The organism is Pseudomonas sp. NPDC089752 (assembly GCF_044748725.1).
In the GTDB taxonomy this organism is placed as follows: domain Bacteria; phylum Pseudomonadota; class Gammaproteobacteria; order Pseudomonadales; family Pseudomonadaceae; genus Aquipseudomonas.
In genome coordinates, this window is the sequence record NZ_JBIVGP010000003.1 from 348,169 (window position 1) to 366,537 (window position 18,369).

General features: G+C 64.1%; 15 protein-coding genes and 1 pseudogene. 13 read left to right on the plus strand and 3 right to left on the minus strand.

What is annotated here, in order from left to right; all coding sequences use genetic code 11:
• Nucleotides 1-58 precede the first annotated feature (58 nt).
• Nucleotides 59-1,123: a tRNA epoxyqueuosine(34) reductase QueG gene (gene queG / locus ACIPZF_RS06830; RefSeq protein WP_400796829.1), complete on the minus strand. Its 1,065-nt coding sequence runs from the start codon at nt 1,121-1,123 to the stop codon at nt 59-61.
• Nucleotides 1,124-1,188: 65 nt separating this feature from the next.
• Here queG and ACIPZF_RS06835 point away from each other — a divergent pair, with 65 nt between their 5' ends.
• The 13 genes and pseudogenes from ACIPZF_RS06835 (at nt 1,189) to ACIPZF_RS06895 (ending at nt 15,579) form a co-directional block, all read left to right on the plus strand.
• Nucleotides 1,189-2,049 (plus strand): NAD(P)H-hydrate dehydratase, encoded by an 861-nt coding sequence (locus ACIPZF_RS06835; protein ID WP_400796832.1) that lies wholly within the window; start codon nt 1,189-1,191, stop codon nt 2,047-2,049.
• Nucleotides 2,046-2,501, plus strand: coding sequence for a tRNA (adenosine(37)-N6)-threonylcarbamoyltransferase complex ATPase subunit type 1 TsaE (gene tsaE / locus ACIPZF_RS06840; protein ID WP_400797138.1), 456 nt, complete (start codon nt 2,046-2,048; stop codon nt 2,499-2,501). The genes ACIPZF_RS06835 and tsaE overlap by 4 nt, the downstream gene beginning before the upstream one ends.
• Nucleotides 2,502-2,521: 20 nt before the next feature.
• A complete protein-coding gene (locus ACIPZF_RS06845; RefSeq protein ID WP_400796835.1) occupies nt 2,522-3,952 on the plus strand; it encodes an N-acetylmuramoyl-L-alanine amidase in 1,431 nt (476 codons plus the stop codon).
• Entirely contained in the window at nt 3,949-5,844 is a 1,896-nt protein-coding gene (gene mutL, locus ACIPZF_RS06850) for a DNA mismatch repair endonuclease MutL (protein ID WP_400796838.1), read from the plus strand. Before ACIPZF_RS06845 ends, mutL begins: the two co-directional genes overlap by 4 nt.
• A gap of 1 nt (nt 5,845) precedes the next feature.
• Nucleotides 5,846-6,817, plus strand: a complete 972-nt coding sequence (miaA, locus tag ACIPZF_RS06855) for a tRNA (adenosine(37)-N6)-dimethylallyltransferase MiaA (RefSeq protein WP_400796841.1) — start codon at nt 5,846-5,848, stop codon at nt 6,815-6,817.
• Between the two features lie 94 nt (nt 6,818-6,911).
• Nucleotides 6,912-7,172, plus strand: a complete 261-nt coding sequence (gene hfq, locus ACIPZF_RS06860) for an RNA chaperone Hfq (protein WP_003258160.1) — start codon at nt 6,912-6,914, stop codon at nt 7,170-7,172.
• Between the two features lie 12 nt (nt 7,173-7,184).
• Nucleotides 7,185-8,486, plus strand: coding sequence for a ribosome rescue GTPase HflX (hflX, locus tag ACIPZF_RS06865; protein ID WP_400796844.1), 1,302 nt, complete (start codon nt 7,185-7,187; stop codon nt 8,484-8,486).
• Between the two features lie 96 nt (nt 8,487-8,582).
• Nucleotides 8,583-9,764, plus strand: coding sequence for an FtsH protease activity modulator HflK (hflK, locus tag ACIPZF_RS06870; RefSeq protein ID WP_400796847.1), 1,182 nt, complete (start codon nt 8,583-8,585; stop codon nt 9,762-9,764).
• Entirely contained in the window at nt 9,764-10,633 is an 870-nt protein-coding gene (gene hflC, locus ACIPZF_RS06875) for a protease modulator HflC (protein WP_400796849.1), read from the plus strand. Before hflK ends, hflC begins: the two co-directional genes overlap by 1 nt.
• 300 nt (nt 10,634-10,933) lie before the next feature.
• A complete protein-coding gene (locus ACIPZF_RS06880; protein WP_400796852.1) occupies nt 10,934-12,121 on the plus strand; it encodes an ATP phosphoribosyltransferase regulatory subunit in 1,188 nt (395 codons plus the stop codon).
• Nucleotides 12,122-12,177: 56 nt separating this feature from the next.
• Entirely contained in the window at nt 12,178-13,470 is a 1,293-nt protein-coding gene (locus tag ACIPZF_RS06885; protein ID WP_241806242.1) for an adenylosuccinate synthase, read from the plus strand.
• 990 nt (nt 13,471-14,460) lie between these two features.
• Nucleotides 14,461-14,673, plus strand: a pseudogene (locus tag ACIPZF_RS06890) (methyl-accepting chemotaxis protein); the annotation flags it as partial.
• A 201-nt stretch (nt 14,674-14,874) separates the two neighbouring features.
• Complete coding sequence (locus tag ACIPZF_RS06895) at nt 14,875-15,579, plus strand: methyl-accepting chemotaxis protein (protein ID WP_400797141.1); 705 nt, start codon at nt 14,875-14,877, stop codon at nt 15,577-15,579.
• 168 nt (nt 15,580-15,747) lie between these two features.
• Here ACIPZF_RS06895 and ACIPZF_RS06900 read toward each other — a convergent pair whose 3' ends face one another.
• Both ACIPZF_RS06900 and ACIPZF_RS06905 read right to left on the minus strand, forming a co-directional pair.
• Entirely contained in the window at nt 15,748-17,313 is a 1,566-nt protein-coding gene (locus tag ACIPZF_RS06900; protein WP_400796854.1) for an ABC transporter permease, read from the minus strand.
• A complete protein-coding gene (locus tag ACIPZF_RS06905; RefSeq protein ID WP_400796857.1) occupies nt 17,313-18,326 on the minus strand; it encodes an extracellular solute-binding protein in 1,014 nt (337 codons plus the stop codon). Before ACIPZF_RS06905 ends, ACIPZF_RS06900 begins: the two co-directional genes overlap by 1 nt.
• Nucleotides 18,327-18,369 lie beyond the last annotated feature (43 nt).

The window sequence follows — 18,369 nt, forward strand, 5'->3', positions numbered from 1 at the left end:
GGCACCGGCTTTGCCGGTGTTCGCGGGGCAAGCCCGCTCCCACAGTTGAATTGTGTTGCTAGTTGATGCCGTGCCTGGCCAGCGCCCACGCCACGTGCTCGCGCACCAGCTCCGAGGGATCGTCCTTGCGGGCCTTCAAGGCCTCCAACACCGGAATCGTCGAAGGCGCATTGCCCAAACCCACGGCCAGGTTACGCAACCACCGCTCATACCCCGCCCGCCGCAAAGGCCCGCCCTCGGTCTTGCGCAGGAAGGTCTTCTCGTCCCACAGGAACATCTCGGCCAACTCGGCATTCTCCAGCCCGTGGCGAGGCTGGAAGTCGCTCTCCTGCGTGGGGCGTGCGAAACGGTTCCACGGGCAGACGATCTGGCAGTCATCGCAGCCGAATACCCGGTTGCCCATCATCGAGCGCAACTCCACGGGAATCGCGCCCTTCAACTCGATGGTCAGGTACGAGATGCAGCGTCTGGCATCCAGCACGTAAGGCCCGACGAAAGCCTGGGTCGGGCAGATGTCCAGGCACGCCTGGCAGCGCCCGCAGTGCTCGCTGGCATGCGCGTCGTCCACCGGCAGCGGCAGGTCGACGAACAGCTCGGCGAGGAAGAAGTAGCTGCCGGCCTTGCGGTTGAGCAGCAGGGTGTTCTTGCCGATCCAGCCTAGCCCGGCCTGTTCGGCGATCGCCTTTTCCAGTACCGGGGCGCTATCGACGAACGCGCGGTAACCGAACGGGCCGATGTCTTCCTGGATGCGATCGGCCAGGTGCTGCACGCGCTTGCGCACCAGCTTGTGGTAGTCCCGGCCCAGGGCGTAACGCGAAACATAGGCTTTTTCCGGCTGGGCCAGGCGTTGTGCCATCTGTGTGTCGCCCGGCAGGTAGTCCATGCGCAGCGACACCACGCGCACGGTGCCGGGAATCAACTGGTCGGGGTGGGCGCGTTTGCCATCGTGGGCGGCCAGGTACTCCATCTCACCCTGGTAGCCGGCGTCGAGCCAGCGTTGCAGGTGTTTTTCATGCTCGCCAAGGTCCACACCGGCGATGCCGACGTGGGCAAAACCGAGTTCTTGGCCCCAGATCTTGATCGATTGGGCCAGGGCGGCGAGGTCAAGTGTGCAAGCGGACATGGATGGGTAAGGCAATACGGGCTCAGGTGCGTATAATTCTGCCAGACATTGGAGCCTTTGACCCCATGCCGCAGACCAAACACCCCAGTAACACCCCGCAACTGCTCAGCAGCGTGTCCGTCGCGCGCCTGCCCGCCCGGCATGCGCATGCCCACAAAGGCGACTTCGGCCACGTGCTGGTGGTGGGCGGCGACCTCGGCACCGGCGGTGCCGTGCTGCTTAGCGCTGAAGCCGCCTTGCGCTGCGGTGCTGGGCTGGTCAGTGTGGCGACTCGCCCCGAACACGTGGCAGCAGGGCTCACCCGCCTGCCCGAAACCATGTGCCTGGGGGTGAGTTCGGCCAACCAGCTGATGGGCGTGCTGGAGCGCGCTTCGGTATTGGTGGTCGGGCCTGGTCTAGGCCAAGCCGCCTGGGGACGCAGCCTGTTATCGGCGGTGGCCAATGCCGAGCGGCCGCAGGTGTGGGACGCCGATGCGCTCAACCTGCTGGCGCGCACTCCGCTGGCATTGCCCAGTGGCAGCATCCTCACTCCGCATCCGGGGGAGGCAGCGCGGCTGTTGGGGATTTCCACCGAGGCGGTGCAGGCTGATCGCCCGGGCGCCGCGCGCAAGCTGGCGCGCCGTTACAACAGCATTTGTGTGTTGAAGGGCGCCGGTACACTGGTGGCCGACCCGGCCGGGCAGTTGATGCTGTGTGAACGTGGTCATCCGGCAATGGCCGGCGCGGGCTTGGGCGATGTGCTGACTGGCGTGCTGGCGGCGTTGCTGGCCCAGGGGCTGGATGCCTGGAGTGCAGCTGGCCTGGGCGTGTGGTTGCACGCCTGTGCCGGCGAGCGTCTGGGTGTAAAAGGTAGAGGCTTGGCGGCCAGTGATCTGGTGCCGGTCATTCGTGAGTTGTTGGAGGAGCATTCTGCGTGTCTGGCATAACCCTGTTTCTGGCCGATGAAGAGGCCACGGTTCAATTCGGCGCAGCACTGGCCAAAGTGACCGGCGGTCGCGGCGTGATCTTTCTGGAGGGCGACCTGGGCGCAGGCAAGACTACGCTTTCCCGAGGGCTGATTCGTGGCCTTGGTCATACGGGTGCAGTTAAAAGTCCGACCTTCACCGTGGTCGAACCCTACGAAATCGGTGATGTGCGCGCCTACCATTTCGACCTGTATCGCCTGGTCGACCCGGAGGAGCTCGAGTACCTGGGCATTCGCGACTATTTCGAGGGCGACCCGCTGTGCTTGTTCGAATGGCCAGAAAAGGGTGCGGGCGTTTTGCCAAAGCCTGACCTGACCATTACCATAAGCCCCCAAGCGGGCGGACGCTCGCTTCACCTTTCGCCGCAGGGGGCTCGCGGCGAGGCTTGGTGCAAGGCACTGGGCGAACACTAAAAACAGTAAGTGGGGTAGGTATGCGCATACGCGCACTGGTCGCATTCGTTGGGCTGCTGCTGACAACGGTGACCGTTGACGCTCTGGCCGTCACTCAAGTCAAGAGCATGCGCCTGTGGCGCGCGCCGGACAACACGCGGCTGGTCTTCGACCTTTCTGGCCCGGTGCAGCACAGCGTCTTCACCCTCAGCGCACCCGATCGCCTGGTCATCGATATCAATGGCGCAACCCTGGGCGCGCCGCTGAACGTTTCCACCTCCAATACGCCGATCAGCAGCGTGCGCTCCGCCCAGCGCACGCCGACCGACCTGCGCGTGGTGGTCGACCTGAAAAAGTCGGTCACACCCAAAAGCTTCACCCTTGCGCCCAACGCCCAGTACGGCAACCGCCTGGTCGTCGACCTGTACGACCAGGAAGCCGATGCCATCGCCGCCACGGCGCCGGTAGCACCACCCACGCCGGTGCAAACCCCGGTGACCACGCCCGCCGTACCGGTGTCCCCGGCTCAGCCCGCGATCAAACTGCCCCCTGTGCCCAGCGGCAAGCGCGACATCGTGGTCGCCATCGACGCCGGTCATGGCGGCGAAGACCCGGGCGCCTCCGGTTCGCGCGGCCAGCACGAGAAAGACATCGTGCTGCAGATCGCCAAGGAACTGCAGCGCCAGATCAACGGCGAGAAGGGCTACCGCGCCGAGCTGACCCGCACCGGTGACTACTTCATTCCGCTGCGCAAGCGCACCGAGATCGCCCGCAAGAAGGGCGCCGACCTGTTCATCTCGATCCACGCCGATGCCGCGCCGTCGCGGGCCGCCTTTGGCGCCTCGGTGTTCGCCTTGTCCGACCGTGGCGCCACGTCCGAGACCGCGCGCTGGCTGGCCGACACGGAAAACCGTTCCGACCTGATCGGTGGTGCCGGCAACGTCAGTCTCGACGACAAGGACCGCATGCTCGCCGGCGTGCTGCTGGACCTGTCGATGACCGCCACGCTCAGCTCCAGCCTCAACGTTGGGCAAAAGGTATTGGGCAACATGGGCCGCGTCACTTCGCTGCACAAGCAGCGTGTGGAACAGGCAGGCTTCATGGTGCTGAAGTCGCCAGACATCCCGTCGATCCTCGTTGAAACCGGGTTCATCTCCAACAACAACGAAGCCGCCAAGCTGGCCACGCGCAGCCATCAGCAGGCGCTGGCCCGTTCCATTCATACCGGCGTGCGCCAGTACTTCCAGCAGAACCCGCCGCCCGGTACCTACATCGCCTGGCTGCGCGACAGTGGCAAGATCGCCCAGGGGCCGCGTGAGCACACCGTCCGCCCGGGTGAAACGTTGGCGATGCTCGCTGTGCGCTACCAGGTCAGCGTGGCCAGCCTGCGCAGCACCAACAGCCTGAAGACCGATGAGTTGAAAGTCGGCCAGCACCTCAACGTCCCCGCTACCACACTGGCCGCACAATGAGTGGTGGTTCGCGCATCCAGCTGCTGAGCCCGCGGCTGGCCAACCAGATTGCCGCCGGTGAGGTGGTCGAGCGGCCGGCATCGGTGGCCAAGGAACTGCTGGAGAACAGCCTCGACTCCGGTGCCCGGCGCATCGATGTCGAGGTCGAGCAGGGCGGCGTCAAGCTGCTGCGGGTGCGTGACGATGGCAGCGGCATTTCCGCCGATGACCTGCCCTTGGCGCTTGCCCGTCACGCCACCAGCAAGATCCGTGAGCTGGAAGACCTCGAAGGCGTACTGAGCCTTGGTTTCAGGGGCGAGGCATTGGCCTCGATCAGCTCGGTGGCGCGCCTGACCCTGACCTCGCGCACCGCCAGTGCCGGCGAGGCTTGGCAGGTCGAAACCGAAGGCCGCGACATGACCCCGCGGGTACAGCCGGCGGCGCATCCTGTGGGTACTTCGGTAGAAGTGCGCGACCTGTTCTTCAATACCCCGGCCCGGCGCAAGTTTCTCAAAGCCGAAAAGACCGAATTCGATCACCTGCAGGAAGTCATCCGCCGGCTCGCCCTGGCCCGCTTCGATGTCGGCTTCCACCTGCGCCATAACGGCAAAAGCATCCTCAGCCTGCACGAAGCGCACGACGAAACCGCCCGTGCCCGCCGGGTCGGCGCCATTTGCGGCGCCGGCTTCATGGAGCAGGCGCTGCCAATCGATGTCGAGCGCAACGGCCTGCGCCTGTGGGGCTGGGTCGGCCTGCCGACCTTTTCGCGCAGCCAGGCTGACCTGCAGTACTTCTTCGTCAATGGTCGTGCGGTGCGCGACAAACTGGTCGCCCACGCGGTGCGTCAGGCCTACCGCGACGTGCTGTTCAACGGCCGTCACCCGACCTTCGTGCTGTTCCTGGAGCTTGAGCCCAATGGCGTCGACGTCAACGTCCACCCGACCAAGCACGAGGTGCGCTTCCGTGAGGGGCGCTCGGTCCACGATTTTCTCTATGGCACCCTGCACCGTGCCCTGGCTGACGTGCGCCCGGAAGATCAGTTGGCAGCCCCCGCAGCAGCTGCCGAGCTCGTTCGCCCGACCGGGCAACAAGTCGGTGAATTCGGCCCACAAGGTGAAATGCGCCTGGCCTCACCCGTGCTGGAGCAGCCTCAGTCGCCCCAGCACTCGATTTCCAACGGCGGCAGCGGCGCTGGCTATCAATACCAATACACCCCACGGCCGCAGCCGCTGCCGGCGGCAGAGGCCCAAGCGGCCTATCGCGAGTTCTACAAGCCGCTGAACGATGGCGCCGCCGCACCATCGACGCTGCCGCAAAGCCAGGGCGACATTCCGCCGCTGGGCTATGCCATGGCCCAGCTCAAGGGCATCTACATACTCGCCGAGAACGCGATCGGCCTGGTGTTGGTGGACATGCACGCCGCCCACGAGCGCATCATGTACGAGCGGCTCAAGGTGGCGATGGCCAGCGAAGGCCTAAGCGGCCAGCCGCTGCTGGTGCCCGAAACGCTGGCGCTGAGCCAGCGTGAGGCGGATTGTGCCGAGGAGCACGCCCAGTGGTTCCAGCGCCTGGGCTTCGAGCTGCAGCGCCTGGGCCCCGAGACCTTGGCGATCCGCCAGATTCCGGCGCTGCTCAAGCAGGCCGAGGCCAACCGCCTGGTGCAGGATGTGCTCGCCGACCTGATGGAGTACGGCACCAGCGATCGCATTCAGGCGCACCTCAACGAGTTGCTCGGTACCATGGCCTGTCACGGCGCCGTGCGCGCCAATCGGCGTCTGGCCATCCCCGAGATGAACGCCCTGCTGCGCGATATGGAAAACACCGAGCGCAGCGGTCAGTGCAACCATGGCCGACCGACCTGGACCCAGATGGGCCTGGACGACCTGGACAAACTTTTCCTGCGCGGTCGATGACATGAGCGGCAACCCCCCAGCAATATTCCTCATGGGCCCGACGGCGGCCGGCAAGACCGACCTGGCCATCGAACTGACCAAGGTCATGCCATGCGAATTGATCAGCGTCGATTCTGCGCTGGTCTACCGTGGCATGGACATCGGCAGCGCCAAGCCCTCCAAGGAAATCCTGGCGGCCCATCCGCACCGCCTGATCGACATCCGCGACCCGGCCGAAAGCTATTCCGCCGCGCAGTTTCGCAGCGACGCCCTGGAGGCGATGGCCGAGATCACCGCGCGCGGCAAGATCCCGCTGCTGGTCGGCGGCACCATGCTCTATTACAAGGCCTTGCTCGACGGCCTGGCAGACATGCCGCCCGCCGATGCTGCGGTGCGTGCAGAGCTCGAAGCCCAGGCCGAGGCGCTGGGCCTGGGCGAGCTGCACCGGCAGCTGGCCGAAGTGGACCCGGTGTCTGCTGCACGCATCCACCCCAACGACCCGCAGCGGTTGATCCGCGCGCTGGAGGTCTACCGGGTGAGTGGCGAGAGCATGACGGCCCATCGCCAGCGTCAATTCGCGGAAAGTAGCGCCGCAGACGCAGGCGCTGACGGGCATTTGCCCTATACTGTCGCGAGTTTGGCGATTGCTCCTACAGATCGTCACATTTTGCATCAGCGAATTGCGTTACGATTTTCGCAGATGCTGGAACAGGGCTTCGTCGACGAGGTCCGATCGCTACGAGCCAGAAGTGACTTGCACGCCGGGCTGCCGTCTATACGGGCAGTGGGGTATCGGCAAGTCTGGGACTACCTCGACGGCAAGCTGACTGAGAATGAGATGCGAGAACGCGGTATCATTGCCACTCGCCAGCTGGCCAAGCGGCAGTTCACCTGGTTGCGCGGTTGGTCCGACGTGCACTGGCTCGACAGCCTGGCCTGCGACAATCTGTCCCGCACCTTGAAATACCTGGGAACCGTCTCCATATTGAGCTGAGTCCCTGCTGATTGCCGTCTATTCTCTCGAAGGGGCGGCCTAACTTATCGATTTCTTTGATTTTCTATTATTGATCCTTACAGGAGTGCGGCATATGTCAAAAGGGCATTCGCTACAAGACCCTTACTTGAACACCTTGAGAAAAGAAAAGGTCCCGGTTTCGATCTATCTGGTCAACGGGATCAAGCTGCAGGGCTCGATTGAATCGTTCGACCAGTTCGTCGTACTGCTGAAGAACACTGTCAGCCAGATGGTCTACAAGCACGCGATTTCGACTGTGGTACCTGCCCGTCCGGTTCGCCTGCCAAGCCCGTCCGATTCCGAACACGGCGACAGCGAGCCAGGCAACGCCTGATAGGAGCCTGCATTGTTCTTTGAGCGCCACGGTGGTGGTGAGCGGGCGCTGCTCGTTCACTTGGAAGGTCAGAACCCTGAGGCGCGCGAAGACCCGCAGGAGTTTCAGGAGCTGGCATTGTCGGCCGGCGCCGACATCGTCTCGCTGGTCACGGTGGGCAGGCATCAGCCTACCGCCAAATACCTGATTGGCAGTGGCAAGGTCGAAGAGCTGCACGACCTGGTCCATGCCGAACAGGTAGACCTGGTGATTTTCAATCACACCCTCACGCCCAGTCAGGAGCGCAACCTCGAACGTGTGTTCGAGTGCCGTGTGCTCGACCGTACCGGGCTGATTCTCGATATCTTTGCCCAACGGGCGCGTACCCATGAAGGCAAGCTGCAGGTCGAACTGGCTCAGCTTGATCACATGAGCACGCGGCTGGTGCGCGGCTGGACTCACCTTGAGCGACAAAAAGGTGGTATCGGCCTGCGCGGCCCGGGTGAAACCCAGCTGGAAACCGACCGCCGCCTGTTGCGGGTACGCATTCGCCAGATCAAGTCTCGCCTGCAGAAGGTGCGCAGCCAGCGTGAGCAGGCGCGTCGCGGGCGCAAGCGCGCGGATATCCCGTCGGTATCCTTGGTGGGCTACACCAACGCCGGCAAGTCCACGCTGTTCAACGCCCTGACCGAATCCGAGGTCTACGCCGCCGACCAATTGTTCGCCACCCTCGACCCGACCCTGCGTCGTCTCGAGCTCAACGACCTTGGGCCGATCGTGCTGGCCGATACCGTAGGCTTCATTCGCCACCTGCCGCACAAGCTGGTCGAGGCATTTCGGGCTACGCTCGAAGAGTCGAGCAACTCCGACCTGCTGCTGCATGTGATCGACGCCCATGAGCCGGAGCGCATGGAGCAGATCGAGCAGGTGTTGGCGGTATTGGGCGAGATCGGTGCAGAAGGCTTGCCGATCCTCGAGGTCTATAACAAACTCGACCTGCTCGAAGATGTCGAGCCGCAGATCCAGCGCAACGCCGACGGCAAGCCGGAGCGGGTCTGGGTATCGGCACGAGACGGGCGTGGCCTGGAGCTGGTCGGTCAGGCGATTGCCGAGTTGCTGGGGGATGATCTGTTTGTCGGTACCCTGTGCCTGGAGCAGCGTTTTGCCCGCTTGCGCGCGCAATTCTTTGCAATGGGTGCCGTGCGGGGTGAGGAGCATGACGAAGAAGGGCGCAGCCTGCTGAGTGTGCGATTGCCCATGGTCGAATTGAATCGCCTGGTCAGCCGCGAAGGCATGGAGCCGCAAGTGTTTGTCGAGCAACACACTTTGCAATAAATGCCCGCCGAGGTCGTCGGGCAGCAGTGGCAGGCATTCTGTAGCATTGGACGGCGCGCCGTGGGCGCGTCTTTGCTTTATCAGATGGAGAGCGCTATGGCTTGGAACGAGCCGGGTGGCAACTCGAACAATCAGGATCCCTGGGGCGGTCGCCGTGGTGGCGGCGGCGGTGGTGGCGATAAAAAAGGCCCGCCGGATCTGGACGAGGCCTTCCGCAAACTGCAGGACAGCCTGAACGGCATGTTCGGCAGCGGCAAGAAACGTGGCGGCGGTGACCGCAATGTCGGCAAGGGCGGGGGCTATGGCCTGCTGGGCATCGGCCTGGCGGTACTGGCTGCCATCTGGCTGTACAGCGCCGTGTACGTGGTCGACGAGCAGGAGCAAGCCGTGGTGCTGCGCTTCGGCAAGTACTATGAGACGGTCGGTCCCGGCCTGAACATCTACTTCCCGCCTTTCGATCGCAAGTACATGGAAAACGTCACGCGTGAGCGTGCCTACACCAAGCAGGGCCAGATGCTCACCGAAGACGAGAACATCGTCGAGGTGCCGCTGACCGTCCAGTACAAGATCAGCAACCTGCAGGACTTCGTGCTCAACGTCGACCAGCCGGAAGTCAGCCTGCAGCATGCGACCGACAGCGCCCTGCGCCACGTGGTGGGTTCCACCTCGATGGACCAGGTGCTGACCGAAGGCCGTGAGCAGATGGCTGTGGATATCCGCGAACGCCTGCAGCGCTTCCTCGACAACTACCGCACCGGCATCACCGTCACCCAGGTCAACGTACAGAGCGCGGCAGCCCCGCGTGAAGTGCAGGAAGCCTTCGACGACGTGATCCGCGCCCGTGAAGACGAGCAGCGTGCCCGCAACCAGGCCGAGTCCTACGCCAATGGCGTGGTGCCGGAAGCCCGTGGTCAGGCCCAGCGCATCATCGAGGACGCCAACGGTTATCGCGACGAAGTCATCGCCCGCGCCAAGGGTGAGGCCGACCGCTTCACCAAGCTGGTCGCCGAGTACCGCAAGGCACCTGACGTGACCCGCCAGCGCCTGTACCTGGAGACCATGCAAGAGGTCTACAGCAATACCAGCAAAGTCATGGTGGCCACCAAGGACGGGCAGAGCAACCTGCTCTACCTGCCGCTGGACAAGATGGTCGAAGGCAGCCGCAACACGTCCGCGCCTACCACCAGTGTTTCCCCGTCGGCCAACGACGCGGCGGCACGTGCGGCGCAGGACCTGCAACAGCAACAGCAGCAGCTGCGTACTAGGGAGAGCCGCTGATGAGCAACAGATCGCTGATCGCCCTGATCGCCGTCGTGGTTCTGGCCATCGTCGGCTGGAACAGCTTCTACATCGTGGCCCAGACCGAGCGTGCGGTAATGCTGCGCTTCGGTAAGGTGGTCCAGGCCGATGTCCAGCCTGGCCTGCACATGAAGATCCCGTACGTGAACCAGGTCCGCAAGTTCGACGCTCGCCTGATGACCCTCGACGCTCCGACCCAGCGGTTCCTGACCCTGGAGAAAAAAGCGGTGATGGTCGACGCCTACGCCAAGTGGCGCGTCAAGGATGCCGAGCGTTTCTACACCGCCACTTCCGGCATGAAGCAGATCGCCGACGAGCGTCTGTCGCGTCGTCTGGAAAGCGGCCTGCGTGACCAGTTCGGTAAGCGCACCCTGCACGAAGTGGTTTCCGGTGAACGTGACGCGCTGATGGCTGACATCACCGCTTCGCTGAACCGCATGGCTGCCAAGGAGTTGGGTATCGAAGTCGTTGACGTCCGCGTCAAGGCCATCGACCTGCCGAAGGAAGTCAACCGCAGCGTGTTCGACCGCATGAGCACCGAGCGTGAGCGTGAAGCCCGCGAGCATCGCGCCAAAGGTAACGAACTGGCCGAAGGTATCCGAGCGGATGCCGACCGTCAGCGCCGTGTACTGCTGGCCGAAGCTTACCGCGAAGCTGAAGAAACCCGTGGTGATGGCGACGCCCAGTCGGCCTCCATCTATGCCAAGGCCTACACCCAGGACGCCGATTTCTATGCGTTCTACCGTAGCCTGCAGGCATACCGCGAGAGCTTCTCCAGCAAGAGCGACGTGCTGGTCCTGGATCCGAAGAACGAGTTCTTCCGCTTCCTGGACAAGAGCAAGCCGTAATGCATTGAGCCTCGTTTCATGGGGTGGCGCCCCGCCTGGCAGCTAAAACACCAGGCGGGGTGCATTCTGAATGAAAAGGGGTGTAAGATGCGGCAGCCGGGAAATTTCCCGGCTTTTTTGCGTCTGCAAGGTCAATTGGCAAAGCGCCAGTTGACGGTTTGGTCAGCTCGCAAGGCAATTTGAGGGTGTCGGGTACGGTGGTTGCGCTGGGATCAGTGCTGCCCGCTGCTGTGCGCGATACCGGCTTTACTGACGGCTGGCCTCTCGGCAAGCCGCCCGGACCAGAGGGGAAATGGCGTAATGGCAACGGTAGACCGCTGGCTGCTGCCAGATGGCATCGAGGAAGTACTGCCACCTGAGGCTGCGCGCATCGAGATCGCGCGCCGCCAGGTGTTGGACCTGTTCCAGAGTTGGGGTTACGAACTGGTCGTCACCCCGCATATCGAGTACCTGGAGTCGCTGCTCACCGGCGCCGGCCAGGACCTGGACCAGCGCACCTTCAAGGTGGTCGACCCGCAGTCGGGCCGCCTGATGGGCTTCCGCGCCGACTTCACCCCGCAGGTGGCGCGTATCGACGCCCACACCCTGCGCCGTGAAGGCCCGAGCCGCCTGTGCTACGCCGGCAGCGTGCTGCACGCCCAGCCGCGTGCACTGTCCACTTCGCGCAGCCCGATTCAGCTGGGTGCCGAGCTGTACGGCGACGCCAGCCCCACCAGCGATGTCGAAGTCATCAGCCTGATGCTCGCCACGCTGCAACTGACCGACGTTGCAGACGTGCACATGGACCTCGGCCACGTTGGCATCTACCGTGGCCTGGCGCGCGCCGCCGGCCTGTCGGGCGCAGTCGAGCAGCAGCTGTTCGACGCCCTGCAGCGCAAGTCGGTGGATGAAGTGCAGGCACTGACCGCCGACCTGCCGAAGGACCTGGGCAATATGCTGCGCGCCCTGGTCGAGCTGTGCGGTGGCCGCGAAGTGCTGGCCGAAGCCCGCGTGCGCCTGGGCCGTGCCCCGGCCAGCGTGCTGGCGGCGCTGGACGACCTGCTGGCGATCGCCGATCGCCTGGCGTCGCGCTACCCGGACTTGCCGTTGTACTTCGACCTCGGCGAGCTGCGTGGCTATAACTACCACACCGGCGTGGTGTTCGCCGTGTTCGTCCCCGGCGAAGGTCAATCGATCGCCCAGGGCGGTCGTTACGACGACATCGGCGCCGATTTCGGCCGGGCACGCCCGGCCACCGGATTCTCCACGGATTTGAAGACCCTGGTCACACTGGGGCGAGCGGAGGTCGTGTTACCAGCTGGCGGCATCTGGATGCCCGACAGTGGCGACGCGGCCCTCTGGCAGCAGGTCTGCCAGTTGCGCAACGAGGGCCAGCGTGTGGTCCAGGCTCTGCCTGGCCAGCCGTTGAGTGCTGCTCTCGAGGCGGATTGTGATCGGCAATTGATTCAGCAAGACGGGCGCTGGCAGGTTCTGCCGCTGACCCATTGAGTTTCTGCGTCGGCAGTAGGCCGGCAACCAAGTTTGCGTGAATGAGGACCAATGTAATGGGTAAGAATGTCGTCGTCCTGGGCACCCAGTGGGGTGATGAGGGCAAAGGCAAGATCGTCGATCTGCTGACCGAACATGCTGCCGCCGTAGTGCGCTACCAGGGTGGCCACAACGCGGGCCACACCCTGGTGATCAACGGTGAAAAAACCGTTCTGCACCTGATTCCCTCGGGCATCCTGCGCGAAGGCGTGCAGTGCCTGATCGGCAACGGCGTGGTCGTTGCCCCCGATGCCCTGATGCGTGAAATCACCAAGCTGGAAGAGAAGGGCGTGCCAGTGCGCGAGCGCCTGCGCATCAGCCCGGCTGCGCCGCTGATCCTGTCGTACCACGTGGCCCTGGACCAGGCCCGCGAAAAAGCCCGTGGCGAAGCCAAGATCGGCACCACCGGCCGTGGTATCGGCCCAGCCTACGAAGACAAGGTGGCGCGTCGCGGCCTGCGCGTGGGCGACCTGTTCCACCGTGAGCGTTTCGCTGCCAAGCTCGGTGAGCTGCTGGACTACCACAACTTCCAGCTGGTCAATTACTACAAAGAGCCGGCCATCGACTTCCAGCAGACGCTGGACGAGTGCATGGAGTACGCCGAGCTGCTCAAGCCGATGATGCTCGACGTCACTGCCGAGCTGCACAACCTGCGTCGCGCCGGCAAGGACATCATGTTCGAAGGCGCCCAGGGCTCGCTGCTGGACATCGACCACGGCACCTACCCGTACGTCACCAGTTCCAACACCACCGCTGGCGGTATCTCCACCGGCTCCGGTGTCGGCCCGATGTACCTGGACTACATCCTGGGTATCACCAAGGCCTACACCACCCGCGTGGGTTCCGGTCCGTTCCCGACCGAACTGTTCGACGAGACCGGCGCCGGCCTGGCCAAGCGTGGCCACGAGTTCGGTTCGACCACCGGCCGTGCCCGCCGTTGCGGTTGGTTCGATGCCGTCATCCTGCGTCGCGCCATCGACGTCAACAGCATCTCGGGCATCTGCCTGACCAAGCTGGACGTGCTGGACGGCATGGAAACCATCAACATCTGCGTTGGCTACAAGGACGCAAACGGCGCCGTCAACGATGCCCCGTCCGACGCCGACAGCTACATCGGCCTGGAGCCGGTGTACGAAACGATGCCAGGCTGGAGCGAGTCGACCGTGGGCGCCAAGTCCCTGGAAGCCCTGCCAGAAGCTGCTCGCGCTTACATCAAGCGTATCGAGGAGCTGGTCGGCGCGCCGATCGACATCATCTCCACCGGCCCGGACCGCAACGAGACCATCGTCCTGCGTCATCCGTTCGCCTGATCTGCCCTCCAGGCTGATCTGACGCCGCGGTCCTGAAAGGGATCGCGGCGTTTTCATTTGTGACCATTGCTAGACCTTGGCGCTTATCCCTGCTGTGCTCGGCACAACCCTTGCTGTAAGAAGCTCTGTAGATGCCATCAAAATAATGGCGCCAGAAAGCACGAGGGTTTCACCGTGTCTGCCATCCTTTCAGTGTTACGAAGCCGCCTGTTGCGGCCTGTGTTTGTTGCCCTCGGTATCGCCCTTTTGGTGCAGGTGCTGGTGGCGGTTGCGCTAACCCGAAGCACGGTCACCGCCCTTGAGGCCGACCTGGGCGAACGCCTGGGCACCGACAGCCGCAAGCTCGCCAGCGAGCTTGAACAGGCCGGGCAGGATGTCCGTGCGGGTCTCGACAACCTTTCTAGCAATACCCGTCAGCGCCTCAGCGCCGGCCTCTCCGAACGCTTGCAAAGCGAGCAGCAACAACTGCGCACGACGCTGGAAAAGAACCTCAAGGACTCAGCCAACGACATGGCCGAGCTGCTGGCCTCGGTCGCACCACGGGCGATCTGGGACAACGACGTGCCGACGCTGTCCGACTTCGCCCGCCGTGCCCAGCGCAATCCCAATGTACTGTTCGTGATCTATGACGACGCCCAGGGCCAGCACCTGACCCGCTACCTGAACCGACAGAACCCGATCAACCAGGCCTTGATGGAAAAAGGCCAAGGGGAGCGTGCTCTGGACAAAGTGCTCGAAGCTGCCCGCCGCGATCCGTCGGTGTATTTCGTCGAGGCCTCGATCAACCCCAATGGCGCGGAAATCGGCAAGGTCTTGATGGGCGTCTCCACCGCCGGTGTCGATCAGGAGCTCAAGGCGCTGGATCAACGCTTCAACGCCTTGATCGCCAGCGGCGAGCAACTGGTGGGTGACAGCCTCGGCGCAGCGGCCGCGGACAGCGGCAAGGCCCTCAGGGAGCGTTTGCAGACCGCGCAGGGCAGCGCCACGGCAATGCAGGCCAACACCGCGCAAACCGTGCGCGATGCGGCTGCAGAACTGCGCTGGCGGATTGGCCTGGGCCTGGTGCTGGTTGGCCTGGGCGTGCTGGTGCTCGTGGCTGTGGTGCTGGGCCGGCGGGTGCTCAGCAAGTTGCGCCTGCTGATCGCCGCGCTCAACGACCTGGCGGCCGGTGAGGGCGACCTGACCAAGCGTGTCAACCTCGACAGCCGCGACGAGATTGGCGACATGGCCTCGGCGGTCAACCGCTTCGTCGACAAGCTCCAGCCGATCGTCCGCGAGGCGGGTGAAGTGGCGCAGCGAACCGGTGTCGAAATTGGCGCAATGGCCCAGCGCAACGCCGGAGCCGATGCTGCCGCTGCGCTGCAGCGCGACGAAGTAGCCGCCAGCTTGCGCGACCTGTCGAGCATGGCGGACGAAGCCCAGGCCGAAAGCCACGCCATGCAGGCGGCGCTGCAGCAGGTGGTCGACATCCGCCAGGCTACCGACGAGAACAGCCGCGCTTCGACGCAATTGGCCGGCATGATCGAGAACCTCGCCGGCCAGGTCGAAACCGGCGCCCAGGTCATCGAGCGGCTTGCCAGGCAGAGCGAGCAGATCGAGGTGGTGCTGACCGTGATCCATGGCATTGCCGAGCAGACCAACCTGCTGGCCCTCAACGCGGCCATCGAGGCGGCGCGTGCCGGCGAAACCGGGCGCGGCTTTGCCGTGGTGGCGGACGAGGTGCGAGCGCTGGCGAGCAAGACGCAGAGCTCTACCGGAGACATTCAGGCGCATATCGCAGCGCTGCAGAAGGGCGCCAAAGAAGCGGTGGCCACCATCGGCCAGGCCGGCCTCAAGGCCAGCGAAGGCCTGTCGGTGCTGCGCGACAACGAGCGCCGCCAGCAATCGGTGCAGGCGGCGGTGGAGCAGGTGCATGCCGCCATCGGCCTGGCGACCCGCGCGGCAGAGCAGCAAGCCCATGGCGCCCAGGCGGTGCGCGGACGGGTGGAAACGATCCACGCCCAGGCCGAGCGCTCTGCCGAAGTCGTCATGCAGACCACCGCCAGCAGCAAGGTGCTGGACGATCTGGCAGCGCAGCTGCGCGCCAGCCTGGGGCAATTCCGCGCCTGAGCAATGCGTTGGGGATTTCCCTGTGGGAGCGGCTTCAGCCGCGAAGCAAGCGGCGCGATGAATGGCACCGGCTTCGCCGGTGTTCGCCGCTGAAGCCGCTCCCACAGTAGCCTCGATCAGTCCGTAAGCTGACCTTCATTAAGGCTGTTGCACAGCCTGGACCCGATCTCACGCCTTGTTCAAATACATCCGTGTCGTCAGCAAATACACCGGCAACCCCGAAACCACGATCAACAACGCCGCATAAGGCGCCGCCGCCGCAAACTCGACATTGGCCGTATGTGCCCACACTTCGGTAGCCAGGGTGGTCATGCCAGTCGGGCTAAGCAGCAAGGTAGCGGTCAGCTCCTTCATGGCATCGAGGAACACCAGGGCGAAGGCAGCGGCCAGGGCCGGGAAGATGATCGGCAACGTGACCCGGCAGAATGCCGAGAAGCTGCTGGCGCCCAGCGTGCGCGCCGCCTCCTCGAGCGTCGGCGAGGCCTTGTTCAGGGCCGTGCGCACAGGCGCCTGAGCCAGTGGCAGGAACAGCAGCGCATACGCCAACAGCAGCAACGCGGTGGTCTGGTAGAGCGCGGGCACGTAGTGCAGGGCGAAAACCACCAGCGTCAGCGCAATCACCAAACCAGGCAGGGCGTGAAGCAAGTACGGCAGACGCTCGGCCCATATCGCCAGGCGGCCTTTGTAGCGCACCACCAGGAAACTCACCGGCAGCGCCAGCAGCACACAGAAACCTGCGCCACCCAGCGACACTGATAACGAGGTGAGCAGCGCCTTGCTGATCGCCGCGACCGGGAATGCCGCCGAGGAGCCTACGCTCAGCCAGTAGCCAAGCATGGCCAGCGGAATTCCACTGCCCAGTATCGCCAGCCCCACGCAAAACACCTGCGCCAACGGCATCCAGCCGCCCAGCCGCACCGGCTGCGCACGGCGTGCCACACCTTGGCCGATACGCACGTGGCGGGCCTTGCCGCGCACTTTCAGCTCCAGCCAGAGCATCGCCAGGCACAGCGCCAGCAGCACCGCCGACAGCATGGCGGCATTGGCATTGCTGAACTCCAGCTCGAACTGCTGATAGATCGCTGTGGTAAACGTCTGCAGACCAAGGATCGACAGGGCGCCGAATTCCACCAGCATGTGCAGGGCGATCAGCAGCGCACCGCCGAGCATCGATGGCCACAGCAGCGGCAGGGTGACCTTGGTGAATACGCCCCAACGGCTGCAGCCCAGCGTCCGTGCCGACTCTTCAAGCGAAGTGTCGAGGTTGCGCAGGGTGGCGGCCACCGGCAGGAATACCAGCGGGTACTTGGACAAGGCCATGACCAGGATCGCTCCGCCCAGACCTTCGAAGTCCGAGCTCAACGACACCCAGGTAAAACTGCTGACGAACGATGGCACGGCGAACGGCAGGCACAGCACCACGCCCCACAACCTGCGCCCGGGCAGGTTGCTGCGTTCGAGCAGCCAGGCCAGGGCCAGTCCGATCACCATGCACGCCAGCGTCACCCCGACCATCAGCATCAGGGTGTTGCGCATCAGGCCCCAGACGAACGGGCGCCACAGCAGGTGCAGGGCTTCGCGCCAGCCGGCTTCCCAGGCTTTCATGGCGACGTACAGCAACGGCAGCAGGCTCATCGCCACCAGGAACAGCACAGGCAGCACCACCCAGATCGAGGGGCGCTTGCGGCGCGGTACGAAGCGTACCGGCACCGGCTCGGACAGGGCGGCGGTCATCAGAGCAGGCCGACCTCACGTTCAAGCTCCAGCGCTTCCTCGGCATTGCCCAGGTCGGCCGGCGAGATTTTCGGTGGGCGCAGGTCTTCGAACGGCTTCAGGCCACGGTCGGAAACCATGCCTTTGTGCAGCGGGTACTCGGCGGTGGTCTGGGTGATCACGCGCTGGCCTTCTTCGCTAGCCATCCAGTTGAGCAGCGCCTGGGCTTCTTTCGGATGCTTGCTGGCCTTGACCGCAGCGGCGCCGGAGATGGTGACCAGGTTGCCGGCGTCGCCGTCGGCAAGGTAGTACAGCTTGGAATCCAGTTTGCCGCGCTCGCGTTCCAGGGCGTACCAGTAGTAGTTGTTCACCAGCACGGCGGCGACTTCGCCTTTTTCCACGGCTTTGAGGGCGACCATGTTGTTGGTGTAGGTCTTGCCGAAGGCTTTCAGGCCGGTCAGCCATTCTTCGGTGGCTTCACGGCCGTGCATCTTGAGGATGGCTACGGCCTGTTCCTGGAAAGCACCGCTGGTCGGCACGTAACCGACGCGGCCATCCCACTCAGGGCCGGCGAAATCCATCACCGTGGTCGGCAGTTCTTTCTCGTCGATCTTCTTCGGGTTGAACACCACCACCCGGGTGCGTGCGGTGACGCCCATCCAGGTGCCGTTGGCGCCTACGTATTCCTTGGGCAGCATGTTTAGCGTGGCGTCGTCGATCTTCGCCAACAGGCCCAGCTCGCCCAGGTTGTTCAGTGGTGGCGATTCTTCGGTGTAGATGATGTCGGCCGGCGAACGGTCGCCTTCTTCGATGATCTGGCTGGCCAGCTGGTTGCTGCTGCCTTTGCGGATATTGATGTGAATACCGGTCTTGGCCTCGTAGGCCTTGGCGATGGCTTCGCCGATTTCCTTGTGCTGACCGTTGTACATGGTCAGGCTGACCGGGTCGTCTGCCATGGCGGCCGGAGCGCCTATCACCAGGCTCAGAACAGCGGCGGCCAGGGTGCGCATCAGCGGTTGCGGACGGATCGTCATGCGGGTACTTCCTCGCTTACGGCTACATATTTGGAAACAATGG

Bases quoted from the DNA above. Each gene is read 5' to 3' on its own strand.
- queG (WP_400796829.1), bottom strand. From the start codon at position 1,123: ATGTCCGCTTGCACACTTGACCTCGCCGCCCTGGCCCAATCGATCAAG.
- ACIPZF_RS06835 (WP_400796832.1), top strand. From the start codon at position 1,189: ATGCCGCAGACCAAACACCCCAGTAACACCCCGCAACTGCTCAGCAGC.
- ACIPZF_RS06845 (WP_400796835.1), top strand. From the start codon at position 2,522: ATGCGCATACGCGCACTGGTCGCATTCGTTGGGCTGCTGCTGACAACG.
- mutL (WP_400796838.1), top strand. From the start codon at position 3,949: ATGAGTGGTGGTTCGCGCATCCAGCTGCTGAGCCCGCGGCTGGCCAAC.
- miaA (WP_400796841.1), top strand. From the start codon at position 5,846: ATGAGCGGCAACCCCCCAGCAATATTCCTCATGGGCCCGACGGCGGCC.
- hfq (WP_003258160.1), top strand. From the start codon at position 6,912: ATGTCAAAAGGGCATTCGCTACAAGACCCTTACTTGAACACCTTGAGA.
- hflK (WP_400796847.1), top strand. From the start codon at position 8,583: ATGGCTTGGAACGAGCCGGGTGGCAACTCGAACAATCAGGATCCCTGG.
- hflC (WP_400796849.1), top strand. From the start codon at position 9,764: ATGAGCAACAGATCGCTGATCGCCCTGATCGCCGTCGTGGTTCTGGCC.
- ACIPZF_RS06880 (WP_400796852.1), top strand. From the start codon at position 10,934: ATGGCAACGGTAGACCGCTGGCTGCTGCCAGATGGCATCGAGGAAGTA.
- ACIPZF_RS06885 (WP_241806242.1), top strand. From the start codon at position 12,178: ATGGGTAAGAATGTCGTCGTCCTGGGCACCCAGTGGGGTGATGAGGGC.
- ACIPZF_RS06895 (WP_400797141.1), top strand. From the start codon at position 14,875: ATGGCGGACGAAGCCCAGGCCGAAAGCCACGCCATGCAGGCGGCGCTG.
- ACIPZF_RS06900 (WP_400796854.1), bottom strand. From the start codon at position 17,313: ATGACCGCCGCCCTGTCCGAGCCGGTGCCGGTACGCTTCGTACCGCGC.
- ACIPZF_RS06905 (WP_400796857.1), bottom strand. From the start codon at position 18,326: ATGACGATCCGTCCGCAACCGCTGATGCGCACCCTGGCCGCCGCTGTT.